Annotated in this window: 24 protein-coding genes and 1 tRNA gene; 14 read left to right on the top strand and 11 right to left on the bottom strand. The window is 60.0% G+C overall.

The annotated features are described in order from the left end of the window. Positions 1 to 98 precede the first annotated feature (98 nt). Genes purM through HDF15_RS01440 form a run of 6 tightly spaced genes read left to right on the top strand, consistent with a single transcriptional unit; the run spans position 99 to position 5,568 of the window. Positions 99 to 1,154, top strand: a complete 1,056-nt coding sequence (purM, locus tag HDF15_RS01465) for a phosphoribosylformylglycinamidine cyclo-ligase (RefSeq protein WP_184252495.1) — start codon at positions 99 to 101, stop codon at positions 1,152 to 1,154. 2 nt (positions 1,155 to 1,156) lie between these two features. Then, on the top strand, positions 1,157 to 2,110 hold the full coding sequence (locus HDF15_RS01460; RefSeq protein WP_184252494.1) for a phosphoribosylaminoimidazolesuccinocarboxamide synthase: 954 nt from the start codon (positions 1,157 to 1,159) through the stop codon (positions 2,108 to 2,110). Next, positions 2,107 to 3,429 (top strand): phosphoribosylamine--glycine ligase, encoded by a 1,323-nt coding sequence (gene purD / locus HDF15_RS01455; protein ID WP_184252493.1) that lies wholly within the window; start codon positions 2,107 to 2,109, stop codon positions 3,427 to 3,429. The genes HDF15_RS01460 and purD overlap by 4 nt, the downstream gene beginning before the upstream one ends. Beyond that, entirely contained in the window at positions 3,426 to 3,998 is a 573-nt protein-coding gene (purN, locus tag HDF15_RS01450) for a phosphoribosylglycinamide formyltransferase (protein ID WP_184252492.1), read from the top strand. Before purD ends, purN begins: the two co-directional genes overlap by 4 nt. Then, entirely contained in the window at positions 3,998 to 4,498 is a 501-nt protein-coding gene (purE, locus tag HDF15_RS01445; protein ID WP_184252491.1) for a 5-(carboxyamino)imidazole ribonucleotide mutase, read from the top strand. Before purN ends, purE begins: the two co-directional genes overlap by 1 nt. Next, positions 4,495 to 5,568, top strand: coding sequence for a 5-(carboxyamino)imidazole ribonucleotide synthase (locus tag HDF15_RS01440; RefSeq protein ID WP_184252490.1), 1,074 nt, complete (start codon positions 4,495 to 4,497; stop codon positions 5,566 to 5,568). Before purE ends, HDF15_RS01440 begins: the two co-directional genes overlap by 4 nt. A gap of 277 nt (positions 5,569 to 5,845) precedes the next feature. Here the strand turns inward: HDF15_RS01440 and HDF15_RS01435 are convergent, their stop codons facing one another. Then, positions 5,846 to 8,014: a protein-disulfide reductase DsbD gene (locus HDF15_RS01435; protein ID WP_260330759.1), complete on the bottom strand. Its 2,169-nt coding sequence runs from the start codon at positions 8,012 to 8,014 to the stop codon at positions 5,846 to 5,848. A gap of 193 nt (positions 8,015 to 8,207) precedes the next feature. On the opposite strand from HDF15_RS01435, the gene HDF15_RS01430 reads away from it, so the two are divergent. The 3 genes from HDF15_RS01430 (at position 8,208) to HDF15_RS01420 (ending at position 11,531) form a co-directional block, all read left to right on the top strand. Then, on the top strand, positions 8,208 to 9,749 hold the full coding sequence (locus HDF15_RS01430; protein ID WP_184252488.1) for a YncE family protein: 1,542 nt from the start codon (positions 8,208 to 8,210) through the stop codon (positions 9,747 to 9,749). Between the two features lie 137 nt (positions 9,750 to 9,886). After that, positions 9,887 to 10,645, top strand: coding sequence for a TlyA family RNA methyltransferase (locus tag HDF15_RS01425; protein ID WP_184252487.1), 759 nt, complete (start codon positions 9,887 to 9,889; stop codon positions 10,643 to 10,645). Positions 10,646 to 10,670: 25 nt separating this feature from the next. Further along, a complete protein-coding gene (locus tag HDF15_RS01420; RefSeq protein WP_184252486.1) occupies positions 10,671 to 11,531 on the top strand; it encodes an NAD(+)/NADH kinase in 861 nt (286 codons plus the stop codon). 278 nt (positions 11,532 to 11,809) lie between these two features. Here the strand turns inward: HDF15_RS01420 and HDF15_RS01415 are convergent, their stop codons facing one another. From HDF15_RS01415 to HDF15_RS01375, 9 genes are all read right to left on the bottom strand, one after another. Further along, positions 11,810 to 12,559: an ABC transporter ATP-binding protein gene (locus HDF15_RS01415; protein WP_221314224.1), complete on the bottom strand. Its 750-nt coding sequence runs from the start codon at positions 12,557 to 12,559 to the stop codon at positions 11,810 to 11,812. A 5-nt stretch (positions 12,560 to 12,564) separates the two neighbouring features. Beyond that, positions 12,565 to 13,680, bottom strand: coding sequence for an ABC transporter permease (locus HDF15_RS01410; protein ID WP_184252485.1), 1,116 nt, complete (start codon positions 13,678 to 13,680; stop codon positions 12,565 to 12,567). Then, positions 13,677 to 14,990, bottom strand: a complete 1,314-nt coding sequence (locus tag HDF15_RS01405; RefSeq protein WP_184252484.1) for an ABC transporter permease — start codon at positions 14,988 to 14,990, stop codon at positions 13,677 to 13,679. Before HDF15_RS01405 ends, HDF15_RS01410 begins: the two co-directional genes overlap by 4 nt. Before the next feature lie 6 nt (positions 14,991 to 14,996). After that, the gene (locus tag HDF15_RS01400; protein WP_184252483.1) at positions 14,997 to 16,256 is read right to left on the bottom strand and encodes a Fe-S-containing protein; all 1,260 of its coding nucleotides are present in this window, start codon (positions 16,254 to 16,256) and stop codon (positions 14,997 to 14,999) included. Between the two features lie 177 nt (positions 16,257 to 16,433). Continuing rightward, positions 16,434 to 16,510, bottom strand: a tRNA-Arg gene (locus tag HDF15_RS01395). Between the two features lie 216 nt (positions 16,511 to 16,726). Next, a complete protein-coding gene (locus HDF15_RS01390; protein ID WP_184252482.1) occupies positions 16,727 to 17,266 on the bottom strand; it encodes a hypothetical protein in 540 nt (179 codons plus the stop codon). A gap of 63 nt (positions 17,267 to 17,329) precedes the next feature. Continuing rightward, complete coding sequence (locus HDF15_RS01385) at positions 17,330 to 18,160, bottom strand: SPFH domain-containing protein (RefSeq protein WP_184252481.1); 831 nt, start codon at positions 18,158 to 18,160, stop codon at positions 17,330 to 17,332. 109 nt (positions 18,161 to 18,269) lie between these two features. After that, positions 18,270 to 18,542, bottom strand: a complete 273-nt coding sequence (locus HDF15_RS01380) for a hypothetical protein (protein ID WP_184252480.1) — start codon at positions 18,540 to 18,542, stop codon at positions 18,270 to 18,272. A 45-nt stretch (positions 18,543 to 18,587) separates the two neighbouring features. Further along, positions 18,588 to 19,094 (bottom strand): TlpA disulfide reductase family protein, encoded by a 507-nt coding sequence (locus tag HDF15_RS01375; protein WP_184252479.1) that lies wholly within the window; start codon positions 19,092 to 19,094, stop codon positions 18,588 to 18,590. Positions 19,095 to 19,193: 99 nt separating this feature from the next. Here HDF15_RS01375 and HDF15_RS01370 point away from each other — a divergent pair, with 99 nt between their 5' ends. From HDF15_RS01370 to truB, 5 genes are all read left to right on the top strand, one after another. Then, on the top strand, positions 19,194 to 20,288 hold the full coding sequence (locus HDF15_RS01370; RefSeq protein WP_260330757.1) for a glycosyltransferase family 2 protein: 1,095 nt from the start codon (positions 19,194 to 19,196) through the stop codon (positions 20,286 to 20,288). Positions 20,289 to 20,644: 356 nt separating this feature from the next. Then, positions 20,645 to 21,058: a 6-carboxytetrahydropterin synthase gene (locus HDF15_RS01365; RefSeq protein ID WP_184252477.1), complete on the top strand. Its 414-nt coding sequence runs from the start codon at positions 20,645 to 20,647 to the stop codon at positions 21,056 to 21,058. Beyond that, positions 21,055 to 21,492 (top strand): 6-carboxytetrahydropterin synthase, encoded by a 438-nt coding sequence (locus HDF15_RS01360; protein WP_184252476.1) that lies wholly within the window; start codon positions 21,055 to 21,057, stop codon positions 21,490 to 21,492. The genes HDF15_RS01365 and HDF15_RS01360 overlap by 4 nt, the downstream gene beginning before the upstream one ends. Before the next feature lie 50 nt (positions 21,493 to 21,542). After that, a complete protein-coding gene (gene folE, locus HDF15_RS01355; protein WP_184252475.1) occupies positions 21,543 to 22,154 on the top strand; it encodes a GTP cyclohydrolase I FolE in 612 nt (203 codons plus the stop codon). 4 nt (positions 22,155 to 22,158) lie between these two features. After that, on the top strand, positions 22,159 to 23,031 hold the full coding sequence (truB, locus tag HDF15_RS01350; protein ID WP_184252474.1) for a tRNA pseudouridine(55) synthase TruB: 873 nt from the start codon (positions 22,159 to 22,161) through the stop codon (positions 23,029 to 23,031). A 253-nt stretch (positions 23,032 to 23,284) separates the two neighbouring features. Here the strand turns inward: truB and HDF15_RS01345 are convergent, their stop codons facing one another. Further along, positions 23,285 to 23,971, bottom strand: coding sequence for an arylesterase (locus tag HDF15_RS01345; protein ID WP_184252473.1), 687 nt, complete (start codon positions 23,969 to 23,971; stop codon positions 23,285 to 23,287). Between the last annotated feature and the right edge of the window lie 56 nt (positions 23,972 to 24,027).

Here is a 24,027-nt window from a genome sequence, read left to right as displayed (position 1 = left end):
AACGAGTCCGGCGGGTATGTAAGAGAGCGGTTCCTGTGAGCTACGAGCTTTGAGGTTTAGAGCTACGAGGAAGAACAGGCCAGAATTGAGGAGAGAGCTTGAGCGCGAAGATTGATTACAAGTCTGCTGGAGTGGACATTGAAGCCGGGAATGAGGCGGTGCGACGCATCAAGTCGCATGTAGCACGCACGCATTCGGCTGCGGTGCTGACCGGGCTCGGATCGTTTGGCACGCTGTTCTCGCTGAGCGATGCGATCAAGGGCATGACCGAGCCGGTGATGGTGCAGAGCACCGACGGCGTCGGAACCAAGACCAAAGTGACGGTGATGGCTGGTCGCTATGAAGCTCTTGGCCATGACCTCGTCGCTGCTGTTGCGGGCGACATCGCTGTCATGGGCGCGAAGCCTCTGACGTTTCTCGACTATGTGGGGCTGCACAAGACCGACCCTGCGGTTGTGGAGGAGTTGGTGCGCGGCATGACTGCGGCCTGCTTCGAAGCGGGTATTGCGCTGGTGGGCGGCGAGACCGCCGAGATGCCCGCGGTCTACGCGGAGGGCGATCTCGATGTGGTCGGCTTCGTTACGGGTGTTGTCGAGCGCGAGAAGCTGCTGACGGGCGCGGGTATTGTTGCGGGCGATGTGCTCTATGCAATCAACTCCAGCGGCCTGCACACCAATGGGTTTTCGCTGGCACGCAAACTGTTCTTTGAGATCGGTGGTTATGCCATTGATGCGACGCCGGAAGAGTTCGGCGGCAAGTCGCTGGCCGATGTGCTGCTTGCGCCGCACGCCAACTACGTTGCACCGATCCAGAGGATTCTTGGGGCCGGTATTCCGGTGAAGGGGATGGCGCATATCACCGGCGGCGGGCTGGTCGAAAACGTGCCGCGCATTATTCCCGATGGGCTTGGCGTGGTGGTTGATCGTGCGACGTGGACGCCACAGCCTGTATTCGCGACGATGCAGAGGCTCGGCGATATCGACGATCTGGAGATGCACCGGACGTTCAATATGGGCGTTGGTCTGGTGATCGTTGCGCCGGCGGGTTTGCAGGATGATCTGGCCGCCGCGATTGGTGATTTTCCGGCGTTGCGCGTCTGGGAGCTTGGCCGCGTCGAAGCGGGCACGACCGGCGTGCGGTTCAGCGGGGTGTAGAGATGGAACGACAGAGATTGATCGACGCCATTCCGTATTGCCTTACGGAGACCAACCTGCCTTTGCTGGATAAGTATCCCGGCAAGGTGCGTGATACGTACGACCTGGGAGATGGGCGTTTGCTGCTCGTCACGACGGACCGGCAGAGCGGTTTCGACCGCATGCTGGGAGCGATTCCGTTTAAGGGACAGGTGCTCAATCGCACCTCGCTGCACTGGTTTGCTGCGACGAAGCATATCGTTGGTAACCACGTTCTCAGCAGCCCTCATGCGAATGCGCTGCTTGCACGGAAGTGCCGGGTGTTGCCGATTGAGTTCGTTGTGCGCGGCTATCTGACGGGCTCGACCGATACTTCCATCTGGACGCAGTATGCGAAGGGTGTGCGCCAGTACTGCGGTCATGCGCTACCCGAGGGAATGCGCAAGAACGAGAAGCTGCAGCAGAACATCGTTACGCCTACGACGAAGGAGACAGCGCATGACCGTCCCATTACGGCGCAGGAGATCGTTGCCGAAGGCTGGATGACGGCGGAGCAGTGGGAGTTCTGTTCGGCCAAGGCGCTGGCGCTGTTCGCATTTGGGCAGAAGATCGCCGCGGAGCATGGGTTGATTCTCGTCGACACGAAGTATGAGTTTGGTGTTGGAGACGATGGCGAGATCCTGTTGATCGACGAGATTCACACGCCGGACTCCAGCCGTTACTGGCTTGCGGACAGTTATGCGGAGCGCCTCGCGGCAGGGCAGGAGCCGGACATGATCGACAAGGAATTCTTCCGTCTGTGGTTTCGCGAGCGCTGCGATCCGTACAAGGACGCAATTCTTCCGGTACCTCCTGATGACCTCATCGCCGAGTTGGCCTCGCGTTACATTCAACTCTTCGAGAGGATTACGGGCACGGCGTTCGTGCCGGATCTGCGTCCGCTGGACGCGACCGTGATCGCGGGTTTATCGGCATGAAGGAAAAGATTCTGATCATTGGCTCGGGCGCGCGTGAGCATGCCATCGCTGTTGCGCTGGCGCGTTCTCCGGAACAGCCCGAGTTGATCTGCTTTAGTGGAGCGCGTAATCCGGGCATTGCAGAGCTCTGCGGTGCTTATGGGATTGGCAGCATCACGGATGCCAGCGCCGTTGTGGCGTTTGCGGTAGAACATGCGCCGACGCTGGCGATTGTCGGACCTGAAGCGCCGCTGGCTACGGGCATTGCCGATGCGCTGTGGGCTGCGAAGATTCCTGTGGTCGGGCCGACGCAGGCGCTCGCGCGTATCGAATCGAGCAAAGGTTTCGCGCGTGAGTTGCTCGCGAAGTACGACATTCCCGGTAACCCTTTCTTTCAGCGCTTCGAGTCGCTGGATGGGCTGGAGGAAGTGCTCGGCCGGTTTCCGAACCGGCACGTTATCAAGGACGATGGGCTGGCTGGCGGCAAAGGGGTAAAGGTCTGCGGCGATCATCTGCTGTCGCAGGATGATAGCTTTGCCTTCTGTCGTGAATTGGTGGAGAGCGGCCATCCCTTTGTAGTGGAAGAGAAGATTGAAGGCGAAGAGTTTTCGCTGATGAGTTTCTGTGACGGCAAGACGCTGCGGCATATGCCTGCAGTGCAGGACCACAAGCGTGCCTACGAGGGCGACAAGGGCCCGAACACCGGCGGCATGGGAACCTACACTGATGCCGACCACAAGCTGCCCTTCCTGACCGATGCCGATATCGCAGAGGCGCAGACGATCAATGAGCGCGTGACGGAGGCTCTTGCGCAGGAGTGTGGCGCGCCATATCAGGGCATCCTGTACGGTGGCTTTATGGCGACGAAAGACGGCGTCAAGCTGATCGAATACAACGCACGTTTCGGCGATCCGGAGTCGCTCAATCTGTTGTCGCTGCTGGAGACGGACTTTGTAGCGGTGTGCCGCGCGATTGTGGATCAAACGCTCGATCAACAGACTGTGAGCTTTGCGGGTGAGGCCAGTGTTTGCAAGTACATCGTGCCCGATGGCTATCCGGATGCGCCGCGCAAGGGTGATGCGGTGTCGCTGCCAGCGCAGTTACCGCCGGAGGTTACGCTGTTTCTGAGTGCGGTGGATGTGAAGGACGGTCAGTTGATCGCGACGGGCTCGCGTACGGTGGCAGTGGTTGGCAGAGCTTCTACCATTGCCGAAGCTGAGGTGCTGTGCGAGCAGGTGGTGCAGCAGATTCCCGGCCCGTTCTTCCATCGCACGGACATCGGTACGGTGGCGTTGATTGTACGCCGTGTCGAACATATGAAATCGCTGAGGTCCGCATGAGTTTGAAGATTGGTGTTCTCGGATCAACGCGCGGTACGGCCTTGCAGGGCGTCATCGACGCCATCGAAGGCGGCACGCTCGACGTGGAGATCGCGTTGATTGTGTCGGATAAGGCTACGGCCCCGATCCTGCAACGAGCAGCGGATCACGGCATCCCGTCGGCCTTTCTTTCTCCTGCCGGATTGACGCGTGAGGTGTATGACGCGCAGGTAACGGAGGCGTTGCAGCAGGCGGGCGTGCAGCTTGTTTTGCTGATCGGCTATATGCGGATCGTCTCCGCCTCTTTTGTTGAGGCGTGGCGCGGGCGGCTGCTCAATGTGCATCCTTCGCTGCTGCCGGCCTTTGGCGGCAAGATGAACAAGAGCGTGCATGAGGCGGTGCTTGCCGCTGGAGTGACCGAGACCGGCTGCACGATTCACCAGGTAACGGAAGACGTGGACGCGGGGCCGATCGTGCTGCAGAAGCGCTGTGCTGTGCTGCCGGACGATACGGTGGATAGTCTGAAGGACCGTGTACAGGCGTTGGAGCAGGCCGCATTCGTCGAAGTGCTGCAGAGTTGGAGAGTGTAATGGCGAAGCAGAAAAATATCTATGTCGGCATCATCATGGGATCGAAGTCCGACTGGCCGACGATGGAAGAGGCCGCGAAGATGCTGGACGAATTCGGCATCGGCTATGAGGCCGAGGTCGTATCTGCGCATCGCACGCCGGACAAGATGATCAAGTACGCCGAGAGCGCGAAGGATCGCGGTCTGCGACTTATCATCGCGGGCGCGGGCGGAGCAGCGCATCTGCCGGGAATGGTGGCATCAAAGACGAGCCTTCCTGTGCTGGGCGTTCCGGTGAAGAGCCGCGCACTGGATGGACTGGATTCGCTGCTGTCGATCGCGCAGATGCCTGCGGGCATTCCGGTGGCGACGTTCGCCATCGGTCCGGCGGGAGCGAAGAATGCGGCGCTGTTTGCGGTGGCAGTTCTCGCGCTCGAAGACAAGGCCCTCGCCGTGAAGCTGGAGAAGTTTCGCAGCACCCAGACGAAGACCGTTTTGAAGAACCCGAATCCGCGCGCATGACACAGACAGCACGAACCCGTATTGGTATCCTTGGCGCCGGGCAGTTGGCGCTCATGCTGGCGGAGGCCGGCAGGCGGCTTGACGTGGACATCGTCTGCGCAGGTCAGGCTGGCGATTGTGCCGAACAGGTTGCGCCGGTGGTAGCTGTCGATCTGAACGATGCGGCAGCGGTCACGACGTTTGCGGCTCAGGTCGATCTGGTCACGATCGAGAGCGAGAACATTGATGCCGCTGTGCTGCACGGGCTGAACCTCTATCCGAATGCGCGTGCGGTCGGCATTGCGCAGGATCGTTTACCGGAGAAGAGTTTCTTCCAGGCCTGTGGGATCGGCACTGCGCCGTTTGCGCCAGTCGATAGCCTGCAGGATTTGGAGCAGGCGATCGTTTCTACCGGACTGCCGGCGATTCTCAAGACGCGCCGCATGGGCTACGACGGCAAGGGGCAGGTGCGGTTGCATCGTCCTGAAGATGCTGCGGCGGCGTGGGAAGAGATCGGCGGCGTGCCTTGCATTCTCGAGGGAATGCTGCGGTTCGATGCCGAGGTATCGTTGATTGCGGCACGCGGACGGACGGGGCAGATTGTGTTCTATCCGCTGATCGAAAATCATCATCGCGACGGCATTCTGCGGACCTCTATCGCGCCTTATGCTCATGCTTCAGATCTCCAGGCGCAGGCTGAAGCCTACATGACGAAGATCCTGGAAGAGCTCGATTACGTCGGTGTGCTGGCGATTGAGTTCTTTGTGCAGGGAGATACGCTGCGGGCCAATGAGATGGCGCCACGCGTGCATAACTCCGGCCACTGGAGCATTGAAGGCTCGAAGACGTCGCAATTTGAAAATCATCTGCGTGCCATTGCTGGGATAGAGTTGGGCAGTACGGAGAGCCAGCCGACGGTCATGCTGAATTGCATTGGAACGATGCCTTCGGTAGAGGAGACGGCGCAGTTTCCGGGGTTGTTTCGGCATGACTATGGCAAGGAGTCGCGGCCCGGGCGCAAGGTGGGGCACCTTACGTGCGCGGCGTCTGAAACAGCAGTGATTGCAGAGTGGCAGCGGCGGTTGGGGTAGCTTTAGACAAGCTATATCCGGGTGCCCCATCCTTGACGCGTGTTTTTTGCGCGGCAGGGTGGGGTATAGACGCTAAGCGAACCCCACAGATCTTCGAAGCGCGCTCTGCGTCGGGGGTATCGTGCGAAGCACGACCGCTTTTGCTTGTAGTAGCAACATCACCTAAATGGAGGAGTGCGGTCGTTTGCTACCACAAACGATACCCCACCCTGCCGCGCAAAAAAACGCGCGTCGAGGATGGGGCACCCAGGTGTGATGTGCAAAACGCGCTACGTCCCTAGTCGGTTTTGCTGTCCTTTTCGATGGCTTTCAGCACAATATCCTTGGTCAGCAACTCAGGCAGCACATCGGCGTTGGAGTTCTTGCCTCCGGGGTAGATGACGTAGGTGGGGACACCGCTGCGACCTACCGCAGCCAGTTCCTGCGTGATCTGCGGGTCGTACTGTGTCCAGTCGGCCTTGAGCAGTTGGACGTGGTTGTCGATGAGCTTCGACTCGATGTCCTTTGAACGCAGAACGGCGCGTTCGTTGACCTGGCAGCTCAGGCACCAGGCGGCGGTGAAGTCGATGAAGATGGGCTTGCCGGAGGCGCGTGCGGCATCGAAGTTCGCCTGGGTATAGGGCTGCCAGATGAGCGTCTCAACCGCAGGCTTACGCAGCGGGATGAAGAGTCCTCCAAGGATCAGCAGGACAGCGACGATAGTCGAGCCCCACTTTGCTGGCCAGCGTCCCAGCACCCAGCCTGCAATTGCCAGCACCAGGAAGCAGGCCAGTAGCGCGACCATGCGGTCGATGCCATCGCTTGCGTAGAGGTGTCCGAAGACCCAGGTGAGCCATATGGCAGTGATGAACAGGATCACCGAGGTGAGCTGCTTGAACACTTCCATCCAGGCGCCGGGCCTGGGCAGAATTTTCGTCCACTGCGGTTGCATGGTGAGTGCGAGGTAGGGCAGTGCGAGACCCAGGGCCAGCGCTGTGAAGACGAGGAATGTGAGCCACGCCGGTTGTGCAAGGGCGAAGCCGATGGCCGCGCCCATCAGAGGACCTGTGCAGGGCGTTGCGACGACGGTGGCGAGCACTCCGGTGAAGAAGCTGCCTGCCAGGCCTTGCTTCTGAGCCAGGCCTCCGCCGGTGCTGGTGAGAGAAAGTCCGAGCTCAAACTGTCCGGCGAGCGACAGGGCGAGGAAGAAGAAGAAGCCGGCCAGAACGGCGACGAACGCCGGAGACTGAAGCTGGAAGCCCCAGCCCAGCTCTTTGCCCGTTGTCCGCAGGACGAGCAGCACGGCGACCACAACCCAGAACGAGGCGACGATTCCCAGCGTGTAGACAAGCCCATGGGTTCGCTGACGACCACGTTCCTCCGTGGAGGAGTTCACCAATGCCATGCCCTTGATGAAGAGCACGGGGAAGACGCACGGCATCAGGTTGAGGATTAGTCCGCCGAGAAACGCGAGACCTATGGCGCCGAAGAGGGTCACGCTGGTTGCACCGGTGGTATCCGTGCCTTTCTTCGCTCCGGCAGTGGGGGTTGGAACTTCCCCCGGAACGACCTTTGCCGTGAAATCGTAGGCCTCGGTGTCGGTCAGTTTGAAGAGGCCATGAATCGTTGCCGGGAGGGGCGTAAGCTGATCGGACTCGGGCGAGACGTGCGCCCGCGGCACACGCACGCGGATGCCATCGGGCAGCGGCTCGACGGTCTGGTCGGCGGTATCGCTGATCTGGCCGGAGTCGAACGGATAAAGTTCCGCTTCTGCCTCGCGTCCGCCGGTTTTCAGGGTGAAGACGACCTCTTTGGCCCCGCCGATCACGTCAACGCTCATGTCTGGGCGCAACGGACGGGGAAGGCTGCTGACAGCTGCGCCAAGTGTGCCAACGACGGGCGGTGTCGGCAAAGGACCTTTCGCGACGTCGAGGTCAAGGCCGAGGTGGGCTCTACCCGGCAGGCAAACGCTGCTGCATACCAGCCAGTTCACATGCGCATCCAGATGCACTTTGCCAGGTTTCAGCGAGGGCGAGGCGGTGACGGTGAAGGGCAGCGCTACGTGGTCCTCGTAGCCGTAGTCCATGAAGGTGCCGAGCGGCAACCGTGAAGGCGGCGGAAACTGGAGGGGGCCGGTGGTGATGCCTGTAGGCAATGTCCAGTTGATCTTTGGCGGCTCTCCGGAGAAGCCGGCGTTGACCCAGTAGACGTGCCAGTGCTCCTCGATGGTGATGACCAGGCCCGCCTGGACCTGTCCGCCAGCGGCGACCTGCGGGGACAGGCTTGTGAGTTCGACCGTGAGGTGCGGGGCCTTTACAGGCCCTGGACCGCCATCTCCCACTTCGGTTAGCTGGGCCCGTACGGCAGGGGTTGCAGCGCAAAGCATGAGAGCGAGCATGGCCATTGCCAAGCGCGGCAGAGCACGGAGGGAGCGTCGTAGATCCATCAGATGATTGTAGAAGCTCATGGAAGATATAAATATCCGAACATTGTCATCTCGGCAGAAGCTCGGAATTTCGCCTTTCAACGGGAAGATGGTGTTATGCATGGGACAGTACAGTCCCCTCGTTTACAATCAGATGTTGATAGACCCGATATCGAGTCATCGGCTTGAGCGGTTTCCCAAAGGTTTGTTAGGAGCAGTTTTGCACGGAGCAACGATGCAACAAACAGCAGTAAAGGAGCGGCGCAACCTGTTGGCCGTCTTCACGGTAGCCGCTGCGGCGGCGGTTTTTGCGTGCGGTTGCGGCAATCAGTACCGCCCTGTCGTTACGGCTACCAATCCGGTTGGGCCCGCTGGGCAGCCATCTGGTCAGTACGCTATAGCGATCTCCAATCCTGGACCTGATCCTGCAAACGCGGCCACATGCCAGTTTTTGCCTGGCCTGCTCACGTTTGTCGATGTCTCTGGCGATACGGTGCTTTCAACGCCCAACATCCTTCAGCTTCCGACGCTTTCGCCAGCGCTGCCGTCTCCCTGCGGTGCTCCGACCCCTGTCAATCCGAATATGTTTGCGCTCAATGCCGCCGGAGCGACGACAACCAGTGGATCGACGACCGTCAGTACTTCCGGATATGTGGTCAATCCCCAGGGAAGCTTCAATGAGTTCCCGCTCGGCAATCCGACAACCCTGCTGACCCAGGACGTCGTGCAGACGGCCCTTTCGGAGGGAGCAAATCCTATCAGCATGTCGGCGATCTCGGTGGGAACCGCTGGTGAGACGGTGTTCGTAACTCAGGCAGGCACGCTGCCGAGTGTCGGTGCCTCGATCGCGGCACTGAGCGTCTCGCCCACTCCGTCGTTGCTGCAACCTATCAACCTTCCTCCCGGCCAGATTCCCGGATATGTGGTCGGCGCCGATGGAACGCAGCGCGTTTATGCGATCAGCCAGGATGCAAGCGGCAATGGGGAAGTGTCCTCTATTGAAGGCACGCAGTTGGCTACCTCGGCCACTATTCCCGTGGGAACGAATCCGGTCTATGGTGTGATGACTCCCGATACCAGGCGCGCTTTCATCCTGAACCAGGGGTCAAACAATATTTCGGTGATCAATGTGGTGAACAATGCACCGGATACCGGTGTACAGGTTCCCAATTCTTCGGTTGGCACGATTCCTTTGGCTGTCGGTACGAATCCTGTCTGGGCAGATCTTTCGACGATCAACTCCCAACTAGCTGTACTGAGCAAAGGTGACGGCACGACTCCCGGCACTCTCACCATCATCAACATTCCGCTTTGCAACATCGCCTCGCCAACGGGCAATCCGAACTGCAATCCTGCCAATCCGACGGATGCGAGTAACTTTGGAATGGTTTTGGGGACGGTTTCCGTTGGTGTTAACCCGAGCATGGTTTCGGTGTTGAGCGATGGCACCAAGGCCTATGTTGTGAATAACACCGATCCTGTGCATTGCGCTGCCACGGAAGGTTCGGTCAGTGTCGTGAGTCTGTCTTCGTTCACGGTGACTGCAACGATCTGCGGCATCACAACGCCACTGGCATCGGACCCGAATGCGAACCCCACGCTGGTGCACGGACATCCGGCTACGATCGCGTCGACCGCCGGTAAGCCGACCGGCAAGGTGTATGTCACCTCTCCGGACAGTGAGGACCTCACGATTATTCGCACCGATGATAATACGGTTGAGACACATATCACTCTGCAGGGCGTGGGTATTCGAGTTCTGACCACGCAACGGTAGATAACCCCCGTCGAGTTTCGGCTCGATATCAGCGATAGAATCCCTCGCGTGTTTGCGGACTGTCCTTGTCGCAAACACGCGAGGAGTTTAACAAGGAGTGCTATGAGGGCATGGTTTGACCATGTTCCTCCGATCTCATGAAACTTCGACTGGACAAGCTTCTGGTGGACCGTGGATTGGCGGCTTCGCGCGAACGCGCGCAGGCGCTCATTCTGGCGGGGCGTGTTCTGGTCGAAGAGCAACGCATCGACAAGCCGGGAACGTCGGTCGAGGCTGAGGCCGTAGTGCGCATGCTGGGCGATGACATGCGCTTTGTCGGGCGCGGGGGGCTCAAGCTGGAGCATGCGCTCGAGACCTGGTCGATCGCTGTAGAGGGGCTCTCCTGCGCCGACATCGGCGCCTCTACAGGCGGCTTTACCGACTGCATGTTGCAGCGCGGCGCGGCCAGTGTGCTGGCGGTCGATACCGGCTACGGGCAGATCGCGCACAAGCTGCGCGTCGACCCGCGTGTGACCCTGATGGAGCGTACCAACGCGCGCCTACTTGAGCCGGGCTCCCTGGTGGAGCATGCGCCGCAGCCTATCGGTTTTTTTTGCATGGATGTCAGCTTCATCTCCGCGACCCTTGTGCTGCCGGCGGTGGTAGCCGCGCTCGCTCCTGCGGGCAGTCGCTGGACGGGCGATGCGGTGGTGCTGGTAAAGCCCCAGTTTGAGGCTGGACGCGAGCACGTCGGCAAGGGGGGCATCGTACGCGATCCGGCGGCCCAGCAGCTTGCTGTAGACCGCGTGGAGGCTGCCGTGCTTGGGCTCGGAGGCGAGGCGCTGGCCCTGATCGACTCCCCGATCCTTGGCATGGAAGGCAACCGCGAGTTTCTGTTGCGCGCTCGTTTTGCCTGACGCGGTTACACTGACATTACAGACGATGCCAATAGCCGCCATCATTTCCAAGCCGCAAAAACCCGAGTTGGAAACCCTTCTGCCCGAGTTGATGACGTGGCTCAAGGCAAACAACTTCGACTCTATCCTCGACCCTGAGAGCGCCGCCTATGTCGGCCGCAGCAACGATGCGATCGAGCGCCCCGATATGTGCTGCCTGGAGCCCTCGATCGTGATCTCGCTCGGCGGCGATGGGACCCTGCTCTCGGCTGCGCGTGCCTTTGCCAAGACGGACACGCCTATTCTCGGCGTCAATCTCGGTTCTCTCGGGTTCCTGACCGAGGTGCCGCTGCCTGAGCTGTACATGACGTTTGAAGCCTGGATGAGGGGCGAAGCGATTGTCGACGCGCGCAGCCTGATGCACGCGGAGCTTATCCGCGATGGCCAGCTCTTTCGCCAGTGGGATGCGCTGAACGACGTCGTGCTCTCGAAGGGCGCGATCGCCCGCATGGGCGAGTTCGCCATCGAGCTGGACGGCCAGTATGTGGCACGTTTCCGAGCGGACGGTGTGATCGTCTCCACGCCGACGGGTTCGACGGCGTACACGCTGGCTGCGGATGGGCCTATTCTGATCCCGAGTGTCGATGCCATGGTGCTGACGGCGATCTGTCCGCATCTGCTGACGATCAGGCCGATTGTGGTCCCTGGCAGCTCCGAGATCTGTGTCTCGGTCGACGGGGTGCCGCATGAGACCTATCTCACGGTCGATGGGCAGGAGGCTGTCGAGCTGCTGCTTGGGGATCGCATTCTTTGCAAGCGGTCGGAGCGCAGTATCCAGTTGCTGCGGCTGCATCCTAATGGGCTGTTCAATGTGCTGCGGTCGAAGTTGAGCTGGGGCGAGCGGTAGGTTTTAGCTTTTGCCGTTGCTTGTTTTTCGTCGTCATCCTTGAGAGAGCGTAGCGAACGAAGGACCCCCGCATTTTGCTCGTGGTGGCACAAACGCCAGGCGCAGCACCAACGTTGATGGTGCTGCGCCTGGCGTCTGTGGTGGCACTTAATGCGGGGGTCCTTCGCCTACGGCTCAGGATGACGACGAAAAACAAGCAACGACGAAAAACAAGCAACGACGAAAAATAGGCAACGGCTAAAACAGGCAACAGCAAAAGCGGCCTGGAGTGTCTGAGGTTACTGGCTTAGCTTCACCACATTCGACACGGGATGGCAGAACACCTTGCCATGGCTCAGGGCAATCTTGCGCTGTGCCAGCGCGGCCATTTCGGGATCATGGGTGACCATTACGATGGTGTGTCCGTTCGCGTGCAGCTCGGCCAGAATCTCCGCTACGATACGCTGATTGGCCGCGTCGAGATTGCCGGTGGGCTCATCGGCCAGAAGAATGGGTGGGTCATTGATGAGGGCGCGGGCGATGCAGACGCGCTGCTGTTCGCCGCCACTCAATTCGCTGGGCAGATGCTCGGCGCGGTGGCTGAGGCCTACGCGGTCCAGCGCGGCGCGGGCATCGCTCTCGTTGGTCATCGAGTGAAAATATTGTGCGAGCATGACGTTTTCGAGCGCAGAGAGGTAGGGGATCAGATGGAACTGCTGAAAGATGAACCCTACTTTGTCGGCGCGGAAGCGGTCCAGGTCGCCGCCGCCCATCGTGTGGACTTCGGTGCCGTCGATACGCAGTGTGCCGGCGGTCGGGGTGTCGAGACAGCCCAGCAGATTGACCAATGTCGATTTGCCGGAGCCGGAGGGCCCGGTGATCGCGACCCACTCGCTCGCGCCGATGGTGAAGCTGGCATCGTTGAGCGCGTGAACAACTCCCGAGCGTGAAGGGTAGACGCGCGAGACGCCGAGCAGCTCAATCACAGGAGCTGCGCCCTCGAGCATTGCCTCTGCGTGTTGCCGTTGTGCTTCCGAGACCATCTTCATGGTTGTTACTCACCCTTCAGTAGCGCGGCAGGCTGCAGGCCGCGGAGGACGCGCGCGGGGAAAAGTGCGGCGCACGCTGCGATCCCCAGGTTCAAGAGTAAAACGAGTGGCAGGATCGAGAGCTTCGGCCAGGTGGCCGTGCCAAAGTTTGCGATACCGATCGCCCAGGCCAGCCCCGAGCCGAGGAGATAGCCGGCGACGACTCCCACAGTGGCAAGGACAAGCGCCTCCAGCAGAAAGTGCGCGAACAACTGAGACTGAGAGGCTCCCAGCGCCTTCATCAGCGCGAAGTCGCGGCGGCGTTCAAGGACGCTCGCTGAAAGTGTCGCGAGCACGCTGACCGCTACGGTCAGCGCGATCAACAGAACAGCTCCGTACATCAGCGCATGGGTCTTGTCGACGATGCTGGACTCGCCGGCGACGAGCTGGCGTACGGGTTCGGCATGCAACTGCGGCAGATCGTGCTGTAGCTGCGAAAGAACGGCGTTCACGCGTCCTGCGCCGCCGGGGACTTGTATCTCGAGGACATGAGGCTGCACGCCGATCCAGTTCTCGAAGGTCGCGAGCGGCAGGTAGATGCGGGAGTCCTCGTCGCCGCCGGTGCTCAGGCGTCCTGTGCCGTGCAGTGTGAGCGCTTTGCCGGCGTAGGTGAGCGTTACTTCCTTCTCGTTGGCGATGAAGCCCGCGGCACGCTGGCCAAGCAGGACTTGATCGGGTTGGCCAGGCCAGGTGCCGACCTTCCACCAGTTGTCGAGCTTCTGCATGGTGGCGAAGTCCACCCCCGCAACAACGACCGGAGTTTTTCGGTCGGTCTCTGCTATGGCGTAGGCAATAGGGGCAGTGAGGGAGTTAGTGCCCGCGATGTTCTGGACCTGCAGGATCTCATCCGGAGAGATGGCAACGCTGGTCGAGTTGACAACGACGTTGGCGCCGAAGCTGCGGAACTCGTGGTGCAGCTTCGCGTCGAGATCGTTGTAGAGCGTGAGCAGCGCCGTCGACACGGCTGCTGAAACCGTCAGCGCGGCTAGTGCGGAGAAGCTGCGTGCGCGGCGATGCGCGAGCGAGCGCAAGAGCATTCGCCCAAGAGAGATGTTCGCCTTGCTGGTTGCCGTCGTGCTCATGCGTTATTCCTTAAGACGGCGGAGGGATCCATACGTAAGGCGCTACGGATCGACGCGGTGCTTCCGGCGATGGCGACCAGGAGCGCAATGCCCAGGACCACCGGCAGCAGTGCTGGATTGAAGGCATGAGCCATGGCCACACGCAACGTGATGCCGGACTGTTCGCCAAAGATTCTCGCCGTCAGCAGTGCGGCGAGGAGGGAGCCGATTCCATAGCCTACGATCCCTCCCAGGAGCGCCAGCAGACCGGCTTCGGAGTAGAACAGGGAAGCGATGCGGACCTTGCTGGCGCCGAGCGAGCGCATCAGGCCGATCTCGGTGCGGCGTTCGAGCACGGCGGTCGCCATCGCCGCGGAGACTGCCACGGCTGCAGCCAGCATCGCTGCGGCGCTTACCAGCCACATCAGGCCGCTGATGCGTTCGAGGATCGTGCCCTCGCTCTGTTCCACCTGCCGTACCTGTTCGGCCGCAGCTCCGGGGATCGCTTCACGGATCTGATAGGCGATGGAGTTCGCGTAAGGGCGGCAGTACCAGAGGTCGCGCTGTTTTGGTGAAAGGGTATCGGGGTCCTTGCGTGCGAAGGCATCTTCCGGCTTGGTGCGTGCGCTGACATCGACACGAGAGACGGCATCGGGAAGATCGGCGTATTGCTGAAGCGTGCTCAACTCAAAGATCGCTTTTGCTTCGGTGGCATCACCGGTTGTGAGAATGCCCGTCACCGTGACGGGGTCGGCTACGTCAGAGACTCCCAGCACCATGAGGCGGTCGCCAATCCCTACTTTCAGGCTCTTTGCGAGGGTCGCGCCGAGGACGATCTGGCCACTGCCCTGAGGGGCTGAGCCCTGCAGCTTCCACCACGGATGCAACTGCGTTGCGCCGGTGATGAGTTTTACCTTTGCGTCGCCGAAGTTGTGCTGGAACCAGAAGCCGGCTGCGGGAACAGGAGAGGGTGGCACGGAGTCCAGCTTGCCGAGGCTGATGCTGGAGTCCAGTTCCGGACTCAGGCCGGTGATGTTGTTGGCCCAGAAGATGCCGTGCAGCTTTTCGAGGTCGCTCGCATGCAGATACACGCCGCCGGTGGTGGGCCGCAGCGTCTGGCCGCCGATCTTTACGTCGAGGGTATCGGCCTTGGGATAGACCGTGATGTTGGCTCCATAGACGGCCAGCTCGCGGTGGATGCGGTCGCCGATGGTCGTGGCGAGGGCCAGCATCGCGGTCACGGCAGTGGTGCCGAGCAGGATCGCGAGACCTGCAAGCAGCTTACGCCGCCGCTGCCGCACGAAACTTTCACCCAGCATCCGCAGAAACATGGGCCGCTACTTTCCGAAGACTTTGACGAGCGGTTCGAGGTCGGCACGGGCGATGACGATCATGCCGCCTTCGATCGTCGACTTCAGAGGAATCGGGTTGCAGCCACCGGGCTGGCCCATCGAGCTCGCCACCAGGGGCGAGGAGCACATCTTGCAGGTGATGCCCTGCTCGCCGATGTAGAAGCCGACCGGCCCGCAGATGGAGCACGCATCGGCTGCGGCGACCAGGTTGCCGTCGGGCTTGCGGAAGAGCAGGAAGCGCACTTCGGTCGATTTGCCGTCGCCGTCAATGTGCACGGAGTAGCGGTGCAGCTTGGCGTCGTTGATGTCCGCTGTCGGCACGGTTACCTGCGAGCCCACCAGGGTGACCGGTGTGGCTGCGCTTAGCGCTGTGGAGCTCTGCGCGTAGATGAACTCGGCTGTCGAGAGGAAGATGAAGAGGAAGCTGATGACGACGACGGAGGTCATCCAGACGCGTTCACGCTTGGCGGTCCACTCCAGCTTGCGGCGGTCTGCGGGGGTGGCGTCGGAGGGAACGACTTGCGGGGCGCGGCGGCGGTACTCAAACAGCACCATCAGGCCAGCGAGCGCGAGCATCGTGACGAAGAAGAAGAGATCGTTGCGTACGATAGGGCCGATGTAGCGCATCTCCGTGGTGCTGGAGGGCAGGACGCCGTTCTCGGAGAGCTCATGCAGGCCGCTGACCAGGAGCTGGAAGACAACGAAGTAGAGAATGATCGTGGTGACACGGAAGAAGCGCTGCAGGTTGATCCGCACGCTGCCGCGAATGAACAGCACGCCAAATACGACAGCTGCGCCGATGCCGAGGAGCGTTCCGGTGAAGCTCATCAGCTCGGTTGAGTTCAGCGAGACGCCGGCGAGGATGAGCACGGTCTCAACGCCTTCGCGGAGCACCATCAGGAAGACGAACATGAAGAGTCCGAAGCGGTTGCTGGTGAGCTTTGCCACCTTCGACTCGATCTCGCCCTTCATGCTGCGCGCGGTCTTGTGCATGAACCAGATCATGCCGATGACGAACGCCGCGGCGACGAGCATCACCCAGCCTTCAAAGATGTCCTCATTGAACTGGGTGCGCGAGATGACGATAGCGACGCCAATGCTGGCGGCGACTGCGGAAAGCAGCGCGACAAAGGCAGTCTTCTTGAGCTCGCGGCGATTGATTTTGTCGAGGTACGCGAAGATAATTCCTACGATCAGCGCCGCTTCGACACCCTCGCGGAGCGTGATAATAAAGGCTTGCAGCATCCCAGTCTTCCTAGCTGGGCGAGCCAGTTGGCACCCATGCTCGCGACGCTATAACTTCCGTCGTTTCTAGCTCGATTCTAATGCGGACTAAATCGGTCGTCAATTGGCAAGGCGTGGCGAGGCACTCTGCGTAAGGGCAGGGAAGGCTAATTGGGAGGGGTGGGTTTGGAAGGGGTATGGTGCGCCCGGAAGGATTCGAACCTCCGACCTACTGGTTCGTAGCCAGGCGCTCTATCCAGCTGAGCTACGGGCGCACATTGCAATGACGCAACTAAGTAAGAATAACCGATGAATGAGGATGAGGCAACTGTGTTGTTTGTTTTTCGTCGTCATGCTGAGGTGAGGCTGACGAGTCCCTGAGTTTTGGGTGATGCGAGCTGCATGGGGGGCCCAAAATGCGGGGGTTCTTCGTCCATTCGACTTCGCTCAGGACTCAGGATGACGACGAAAAACAAACAAAAGCGAGCCTGCTAAATTGTTAGCAGATCCGCACGTTTGCGTAGGATGGCTCGCATTGCATCCGTGGCTGAAGGAATCTCGCTGAGGTTCTCGATGATCCAGGCGCTGCCACTGTTTTGTGTCTTCGAACGCAGCGCGGCTGCGATGACCACCATCTCTTTGTCCACCTCGCCGAGCTGGGACAACGTATGGGCTTCGTTACGGTGCCGCTGCCACATGCGATCGTTCTCCGGCGCAGGTGCGGAGCGTATCTGCGCGGCCACGGCGGTTAGCGCTGCGGCTACTTCGTCGATGGCTTTGGCGGTGCGTACGGCATCCGCGTTGGGAAATGGATTCTCGCGTGTCGGAGGCGGCAGATGCTCGTGGCGATACTTGATTCCTGCATCGACGATATCGGTGCGCGCGTCGGCCAGCAGCTCGCTGACCTTGCTGCGGACCAGCAGATCGTCGGTGCGTAACTGATTTTCGACACGATAGAAGTTGTAGCCCCAACCGTAGAAGAGATTGATGGCGAGCTGTTCGAACTCGTTGGCCTGATAAAAGGACGACATTTTCAAACCCCTGCTTCTAAAAGGTGAGCCCCGGATGCTCCGGGGCTCTTGGTACAAGTTTTGCTACTTGAGATTCATGTTCTTATCCAGGTTGAAGGCGCCCAGCGCAGAGCCACCGATATTGAACGGAAGTCCCGCAGCGGCGTTGGGTGCGGAGATCAGGCCCTTCTCCGCCATCTGCAGTGCCAGGTAGTAGCGCACGGCCTGCTCGGGTTCGAGGCCGAAGGCCTTCAGCGAGATCAGCTCACGCATCCGCGCATCTTTAGGAAGCATCAGCAGCTTCACGTCGTTCAATGCGATGCCGTAGATCTTAAGCGTGGCTGCGAGATGTTCCTTGATGAGCTCGACGATGTCATGCACGCGCTCGTTGATCTGTTCGAGCGGGGTGACCTGGATGATCTGGTTGATGGCCTGTTCCACGACGGGGCCCGCGTACTCGGCTACTTCGCTGGCTGAGATCGACATGCCGTCGAAGGGCATATGCGTGATCAGGTCGAGTGCATCATCGGTGCTGTCGATGTGGATGTAGTAGTCCACCTGGTACTGGACTTCGGCCATCTCTTTGCTGGTCGCGATGCCGACGCTGCTCAGGAGCAGCTTGCTGCGATTGATGTAGATGACCTCGTACACCCAGGGCGACGAGCCACCGAAGAAGCCCTGCGCAATGGACCCGAGCAGGGGCTTGTCCGGGGTCTGAATGGAATACTGGCCCGTCTCGTAAACGGACAAAACAGCGCCGCGTGACTTCAGAACACAAAAGTGATTGCTCTCGACCGTGAGCAGTGAGCCGCTGACGATGCTCTCATCGATGATCTTGATGGCAACCGTTTTTCTGCCGAGTAGATCGGAGCCGTCTCGTCCGAGAGAGGTTATAACCTGCCGCGTAATAGCCACTTGTAATGCCTCGTGTTGGGATGCGAAGCCGAAACCGCAGAAGGCAGCTCTGCCTCGTTGGCAGAGAATTATACGGTTGGCAGATACCCTGGGCGTTACAAGGAGGCGCTTAGCTTGCGGCAGGAGCGGCAACGGGTTCAGGTGCAGGTTGAGGGGGAATCAGCGAGACGCGTTCCACGACATCCAGACCGGACCGGCGAAGCAGTTGATGCACGATGGGTTCGGTAAGGCGGGTGGCGTCGTACTCTATACGCACGGTCTTCGTGGCCTCGCTGAACTCCATCTTCCGAATGCCGTAGACCTCGCGAATCCGTCCCAGAGCCATCATGGCGGCCTCAGTGGGCGCGGCGCCGTAGCGATACATTACATCAAGCTGCGTCATAGGGAAATTTTAGCAGTGCCCGGTCGAAATGCTTTTGTTGGGAGCTCAGGCAGCCAGTTTTTTGAGGAAATCGACGATCTCGGGGCTGGTCCAGTCCTGCGGCCCGATGAACTTGCGCCGGACGACACCGTTCTTGTCGATGGCGTAGGTCTCGGGGAAGCGGAAGCTGCCGTAGAGGGAGTTGGACTCCTGAGCGCTGTCCAGCACGGTGAAAAGATGGACGGGGCGGCGCTGTAGGAAGCTCTTGTAGGCGCTGGAATCGTCGTCCGTGGCGACGGCTACGACCTGTACCTGCGGCAGTTGCTGCTGCAGGGCTTCAAGGCTTGGCATCTCTTCGATGCAGGGCGCACACCAGGTCGCCCAGAAGTTCAGCAGGACGACGTGGCCACGCAGCTTGGCGAGGTCTACGGATTGCTGGCCATCGCTGATGTGGAACGTGGGCGCGGTATTGCCGAGCTGGCCCGGGTGCTCGTTGCGGTCGCAGCCGGTTGCGCTCAAAAGCGTCACTGCCGCCACCGCTGCCAGGGTCCGAACTGCGCGCTGAAGTGTCATCACTTCCTATAATACGAATCTATGCTGCCTGAACCCAACTCGGACGGTGGTTCGCGGTCTTTTGCGGGCCAGAAATTGAGTCCGATCCTTGGACTTCCTATGGATGAGCCGATATCCGCGCCGGTGCGGGGGAGTGAAGAGGGAGGGGCTGCGCTGCGGTTGAGCGTTATCGTTCCTGCCCGCAATGAGGAACAGAATCTTCCCGCCTGCCTGGCCTCGCTGCTGGCGCAGGCCGATGAGTTCTTCCCTTTGGACCATGATTGGGAGCTGATTGTCGTTGACGATGACTCCAAAGACCGCACACGGGCGATTGCGATGGAAGCCGCCACGCAGCATGCGGGCGTGCGGGTGATCGAGGCTCCGCCGCTGGAGCTGCGTGCTACTCAGCGCGCTTTTACGGGCAAGACCAACGCCTGCTGGGCTGCGGCGCAGCAGGCTCGTGGCCAGTGGCTGCTCTTTACCGATGCGGACACCGTACACGAGCTCGGCGATCTTGTCCGTGCACTGCACGAGGCGGAGAAGCATGAGGTGGCGTTGCTTTCCTACTCGCCACAGCAGATCGTTCAAGGCTTCTGGCAGCGAGCTCTGATGCCGCTGGTCTTCTCGGAGCTGGCAAGCGTCTACCCGCTGGATCAGGTTAACGACCCGGATAAACGCATCGCGGCTGCCAACGGGCAGTTTCTGATGGTGGAGCGCGAGGCGTACTTTGCGGTGGGGGGCCATCGCGTGGTGGGGCGTTCGGTTCTTGAGGATGTCGATCTGGCCTACAGCATCAAGCGTTCCAAGAGAGGTCTGCGCTTCCGCTATGCGCCCGACGCCCTGAGCACGCGCATGTATCGCGGATTGAGCGACATGGTCGAGGGGTGGACGAAGAATTTAGCCCTGCTGTTTCCGCATGCGCTGGCACTGGCTGCGTGGAGGTTACTGGATCTGGCCCTGCTTCTGCTGCCGCTGCTGATCTTTGCCTTGCCCTATCTTGTGCTGTGGCAGAAGATAGCGATTCTCCTGCTCTGGGCGAGGACGCTGTTGCGGTACTCCCGCCGTGTCGCGCGGTCGAACTTCAGCTTTTTGAACTGCTCGCTCTCGGTGTTTGCCCTGCCGCTGTTTATCGCTCTATTGGTACGCAGCTGGATGAAACACAAGCTGTTTCACCATGTCACGTGGAAGGGCAGGGACTACCGTACAGGGCGGTGAAGCGTTTGTTGATGTCGTTGTTTGTTTTTCGTCGTCATCCTGAGCGGTACGCGAAGGACCCCCGAATTGGTGATGGCACAACCGCATGGGACTACCCCGAACAAGCGATGTCGGGCCGAGCATAACTGGCCGGTGAGCCGTGTTCGCTCCAGTGGCACCGTGCAGAATGCGGGGGGCCTTCGCGTACCGCTCAGGATGACGACGAAAAACAAACAACGACGAAAACACAACGACGAAAAACAGGCAACAGCCTCTGTCTAATATCCTTGTTACAAAGCTGCAGCCCGGGTTGAAGCGCAATAAACTCCTCGCGCATCCAACTATCTCGATGTAGTCTTAACTGTTTACTGAATCCTATGATCCTGCTCACTCGCAAAGCCGACTTCTCCGCTGCTCACTTCTACTGGAACGACTCCTGGACTGAAGCCGAAAATTTCCGTGTCTTCGGCAAGTGCGCCAATCGCCAGGGTCATGGCCACAACTACACGCTGGAGGTCACGGTCGAAGGCGAGGTCGATCCTGTTTCGGGCTTTGTCGTCGACCTGAAGCAGTTGAAGGACATCCTGGAGCAGGAGGTCGTTTCGGTCTACGACCATCGCCACCTGAATCATGAGGTTCCCGAGTTCAAGACCGCTGTCCCTACAACGGAGAATATTGCGATTGCTATCTGGCACAGGCTCGACGGCAAAGTTCCCAATGCGAAGCTGCATCGCGTGCGCGTCTACGAGATGCCCGAGCTCTTCGCCGACTTCTACGGAGAAGGCGCATGAACGGCCCGATTGCCCATCTGAGCCGCCGCTATCGCTTTTCGGCGTCGCACCGCCTGCACGTCGATGCTATTTCGCCCGAGCGGAATCGGGAGATGTTCGGAAAGTGCAACAATCCCTTTGGGCACGGGCATAACTACATTGCGCAGGTTACGTTCTCCGGCCCAGTGGATGTGGCGACGGGCATGGTGACGAACCTCGCCGACCTCGACAGCTTTGCGCAGCGTGAGCTGCTCGATCACTTCGACCACGCGAACTTGAACTCGCTGGAGTTCTTCCGCGACCGGGTGCCGAGTACGGAAAATGTATGTGTTGAGCTATGGCGCATCTTTGCCGAGTATCCGTATGCGAAGCTCGAGCGCGTCCGCGTGGAAGAGACCGGCAACAACTCCTTCGACTACTTCGGAGAAGGGGCAAAGATACAACACGAAGAGTAAGATTGCGAATCCTTCGCGAGCGATATTGAAAGGCTGTAAACAGACCCTCCATGACCAAGAAGAGCAGTAAGCCATCTGCCGAATCTTCCACCCCTACGCTCGCGAGTGCGAGCCTGCAGCAGATCTATGCCGAGTTGCTGACCCGCATTGGCGAAGACCCTTCGCGTGACGGGCTCCTGAATACGCCGAAGCGTATGGAAAAATCGATGGCGTTTTTGACGCAGGGTTACACGCAATCCATCGACGCCGTGCTGCACGGCGCTCTGTTCGATGTGCACTACGACGAGATGGTGATCGTCAAAGAGATTGAGTTCTACTCGCAGTGCGAGCACCATCTGCTGCCGTTCTTCGGCAGAGCCCACGTGGCTTATGTGCCGAACGGCAAGGTCATCGGCCTCAGCAAGATTCCGCGGATCATTGATGTCTTCGCGCGCCGCCTGCAGGTGCAGGAGCGCCTGACACAACAGATTGCGAAGGCCATCGAAGATGCGATACAGCCGCAGGGTGTGGGTGTCATCGTCGAGGCACAGCATCTCTGCATGATGATGCGTGGTGTCGAGAAGCAAGGTTCGAGCACGGTGACCAGTGCGATGCTCGGTGTCTTCAAATCGCAGCAGCAGACGCGCAACGAGTTTCTCTCACTCGTCGAACGGCGGCGCTAGCTGCATGAATGGTCTTCTGGTTCTAGATAAACCTGCTGGTATTACCTCTCACGACGTCGTCTCGATTGTGCGCCGCGCTACAGGCGAACGCTCCGTCGGCCACCTCGGCACGCTGGACCCCATGGCTACTGGGGTTCTGCCGCTGCTTCTTGGCAAATACACGCGCCTGGCGCAGTTTTTTGGCCAGGCGGAAAAGCAATACACCGGCGATATTCGCTTCGGTTTTGCGACCGACACTTTCGATGCAGAAGGCACACCTGCGGCCGAGCCGCAGGCATTGACGCAGTCGCTCGACGAGCTGCGTGTGCTGGCACAGCACTTCCATGGCGAAATGGACCAGATGCCGCCGGTCTTCTCCGCGAAGAAGATCAACGGTGTTCCTGCGCACAAGCTCGCACGTGCGGGAAAAGAAGTTCCGGTGAAGCCGGCGCGTATCTGCATCCACTCGTTTGAGCTAAAGGGTCTTGAAGGCAACACTGCTGACTTTGCAATGCATGTTTCAGCGGGCGGCTATGTGCGTTCGGTAGCCCATGAGCTTGGACAGTTTGCCGGTTGCGGAGCGCATCTCTCGTCGCTGCGCCGTACACAGGCCGGTGCTTTCACTCTGGAGCAGGCGATTACAGTTGACGATCTGAAGACGCTAAATGCTGCTGAGATCGAGGCGCGACTACCGCATCCGCGTACGTTGTTGCCGGAGATGCCTTCAGTCACAGTGGATGAGCAGACGGCAGGCCGCATTCGCAACGGGATGCAGGTGAATGTGCCGGAGTTCTCGCAGGCGTCGCTGGTAAAGGTCTTTACGGGGCCGAGAGAGATGATTGCGATCACTCGGCGTATTGCAGGTACGTTGATGCAGCCGATTGTGGTGCTTGCGTAGTTTTTGTTGCTGCTGTCGTTGTTTGTTTTTGCCGTTGTTTGTTTTTCGTCGTCATCCTGAGGCGTAGCCAAAGGACCCCCGCATTCGTGGTGGCACCGAGGCATGGGCGGCGAACCACGAATGCGCGCCCGAACGCCCGTGGTGGGTATGGGCGTCTGTGGTAGCCCCAATGCGGGGGTCCTTCGCGTACCGCTCAGGATGACGACGAAAAACAGGCAACAGCTGACTCTCGCAGCGGTTGCGTTGTCGTGGCTCAGCGCCTCAACAGTGGCTCGATCAAATGCTGGACGTTGATCGCAACCTGCTGATTGCCCTTGGCGGTGGCATGGGTGCTGTCGTCCTGCATGTCGCCGGGCACGCCGTACACTCCCTGTAGCAAGAACGGGAGCAGCGGCACGTGATACTTTTTCGCCAGTGCCGGATACATCGCGTTGAACTTTGCGATGTAATCGGGGCCGTAGTCCGGGGGCAGGGTAATTCCGGCGAGTACGACTTTGGTACCGCTGGCCTGCAGTTGTTCGACGATGCTCGCAAGACTCTGTTGGGTCTGTTCGAGTTGCAGGCCGCGTAGACCGTCGTTGCCGCCGAATTCGACGACAACTAGTTCGGGATGTTGTGCGATCACACGCGCGATGCGGCTCAGGCCATCCTTCGTGGTATTGCCGCTTACACCGGCATTTACAACATGATAGTGAAAGCCTGCATCGTCGAGCCTCTGCTGCAGGTAATCCGGATAGCTCTGGCCGGGGTCTGTCCCATAGCCCGCGGTCAGACTATCGCCGAAGCAGACGATCACGGGGCGGTCCGAGACCGGCGCCGTGGTCACGGGCTTTGGCGGGACGGGCTGCTGCGTGTTCTGGCTTGTCTCCGGCTTGGTTGTGTCGGACTTACAGCCGCTGAGCGCCAGGGATGCGCAGAGCACAGCTAAGATAGGAAGCATATTGAGTCGCTGCACAAGTCGATTCTACCCAGAGGGCCCGCCGCTTGCTCGAAACT

This window comes from Granulicella mallensis, assembly GCF_014203225.1.
In the GTDB taxonomy this organism is placed as follows: Bacteria; Acidobacteriota; Terriglobia; order Terriglobales; family Acidobacteriaceae; genus Granulicella; species Granulicella mallensis_A.
This window is presented reverse-complemented; position numbering and strand designations above follow the sequence as displayed.

What these genes read in the sequence shown, in the direction of transcription:
- HDF15_RS01415 (WP_221314224.1), bottom strand. Translation starts at nt 12,559, where the DNA reads ATGAAGATGGTCTCGGAAGCACAACGGCAACACGCAGAGGCAATGCTC.
- purD (WP_184252493.1), top strand. Translation starts at nt 2,107, where the DNA reads ATGAAGGAAAAGATTCTGATCATTGGCTCGGGCGCGCGTGAGCATGCC.
- HDF15_RS01435 (WP_260330759.1), bottom strand. Translation starts at nt 8,014, where the DNA reads ATGAGCTTCTACAATCATCTGATGGATCTACGACGCTCCCTCCGTGCT.
- HDF15_RS01345 (WP_184252473.1), bottom strand. Translation starts at nt 23,971, where the DNA reads ATGCTTCCTATCTTAGCTGTGCTCTGCGCATCCCTGGCGCTCAGCGGC.
- HDF15_RS01420 (WP_184252486.1), top strand. Translation starts at nt 10,671, where the DNA reads ATGCCAATAGCCGCCATCATTTCCAAGCCGCAAAAACCCGAGTTGGAA.
- HDF15_RS01400 (WP_184252483.1), bottom strand. Translation starts at nt 16,256, where the DNA reads ATGCTGCAAGCCTTTATTATCACGCTCCGCGAGGGTGTCGAAGCGGCG.
- HDF15_RS01405 (WP_184252484.1), bottom strand. Translation starts at nt 14,990, where the DNA reads ATGTTTCTGCGGATGCTGGGTGAAAGTTTCGTGCGGCAGCGGCGGCGT.
- purE (WP_184252491.1), top strand. Translation starts at nt 3,998, where the DNA reads ATGGCGAAGCAGAAAAATATCTATGTCGGCATCATCATGGGATCGAAG.
- HDF15_RS01460 (WP_184252494.1), top strand. Translation starts at nt 1,157, where the DNA reads ATGGAACGACAGAGATTGATCGACGCCATTCCGTATTGCCTTACGGAG.
- HDF15_RS01425 (WP_184252487.1), top strand. Translation starts at nt 9,887, where the DNA reads ATGAAACTTCGACTGGACAAGCTTCTGGTGGACCGTGGATTGGCGGCT.
- HDF15_RS01380 (WP_184252480.1), bottom strand. Translation starts at nt 18,542, where the DNA reads ATGACGCAGCTTGATGTAATGTATCGCTACGGCGCCGCGCCCACTGAG.
- HDF15_RS01370 (WP_260330757.1), top strand. Translation starts at nt 19,194, where the DNA reads ATGGATGAGCCGATATCCGCGCCGGTGCGGGGGAGTGAAGAGGGAGGG.
- HDF15_RS01430 (WP_184252488.1), top strand. Translation starts at nt 8,208, where the DNA reads ATGCAACAAACAGCAGTAAAGGAGCGGCGCAACCTGTTGGCCGTCTTC.
- folE (WP_184252475.1), top strand. Translation starts at nt 21,543, where the DNA reads ATGACCAAGAAGAGCAGTAAGCCATCTGCCGAATCTTCCACCCCTACG.
- HDF15_RS01360 (WP_184252476.1), top strand. Translation starts at nt 21,055, where the DNA reads ATGAACGGCCCGATTGCCCATCTGAGCCGCCGCTATCGCTTTTCGGCG.
- HDF15_RS01410 (WP_184252485.1), bottom strand. Translation starts at nt 13,680, where the DNA reads ATGAGCACGACGGCAACCAGCAAGGCGAACATCTCTCTTGGGCGAATG.
- HDF15_RS01390 (WP_184252482.1), bottom strand. Translation starts at nt 17,266, where the DNA reads ATGTCGTCCTTTTATCAGGCCAACGAGTTCGAACAGCTCGCCATCAAT.
- HDF15_RS01365 (WP_184252477.1), top strand. Translation starts at nt 20,645, where the DNA reads ATGATCCTGCTCACTCGCAAAGCCGACTTCTCCGCTGCTCACTTCTAC.
- purN (WP_184252492.1), top strand. Translation starts at nt 3,426, where the DNA reads ATGAGTTTGAAGATTGGTGTTCTCGGATCAACGCGCGGTACGGCCTTG.
- HDF15_RS01375 (WP_184252479.1), bottom strand. Translation starts at nt 19,094, where the DNA reads ATGACACTTCAGCGCGCAGTTCGGACCCTGGCAGCGGTGGCGGCAGTG.
- truB (WP_184252474.1), top strand. Translation starts at nt 22,159, where the DNA reads ATGAATGGTCTTCTGGTTCTAGATAAACCTGCTGGTATTACCTCTCAC.
- HDF15_RS01440 (WP_184252490.1), top strand. Translation starts at nt 4,495, where the DNA reads ATGACACAGACAGCACGAACCCGTATTGGTATCCTTGGCGCCGGGCAG.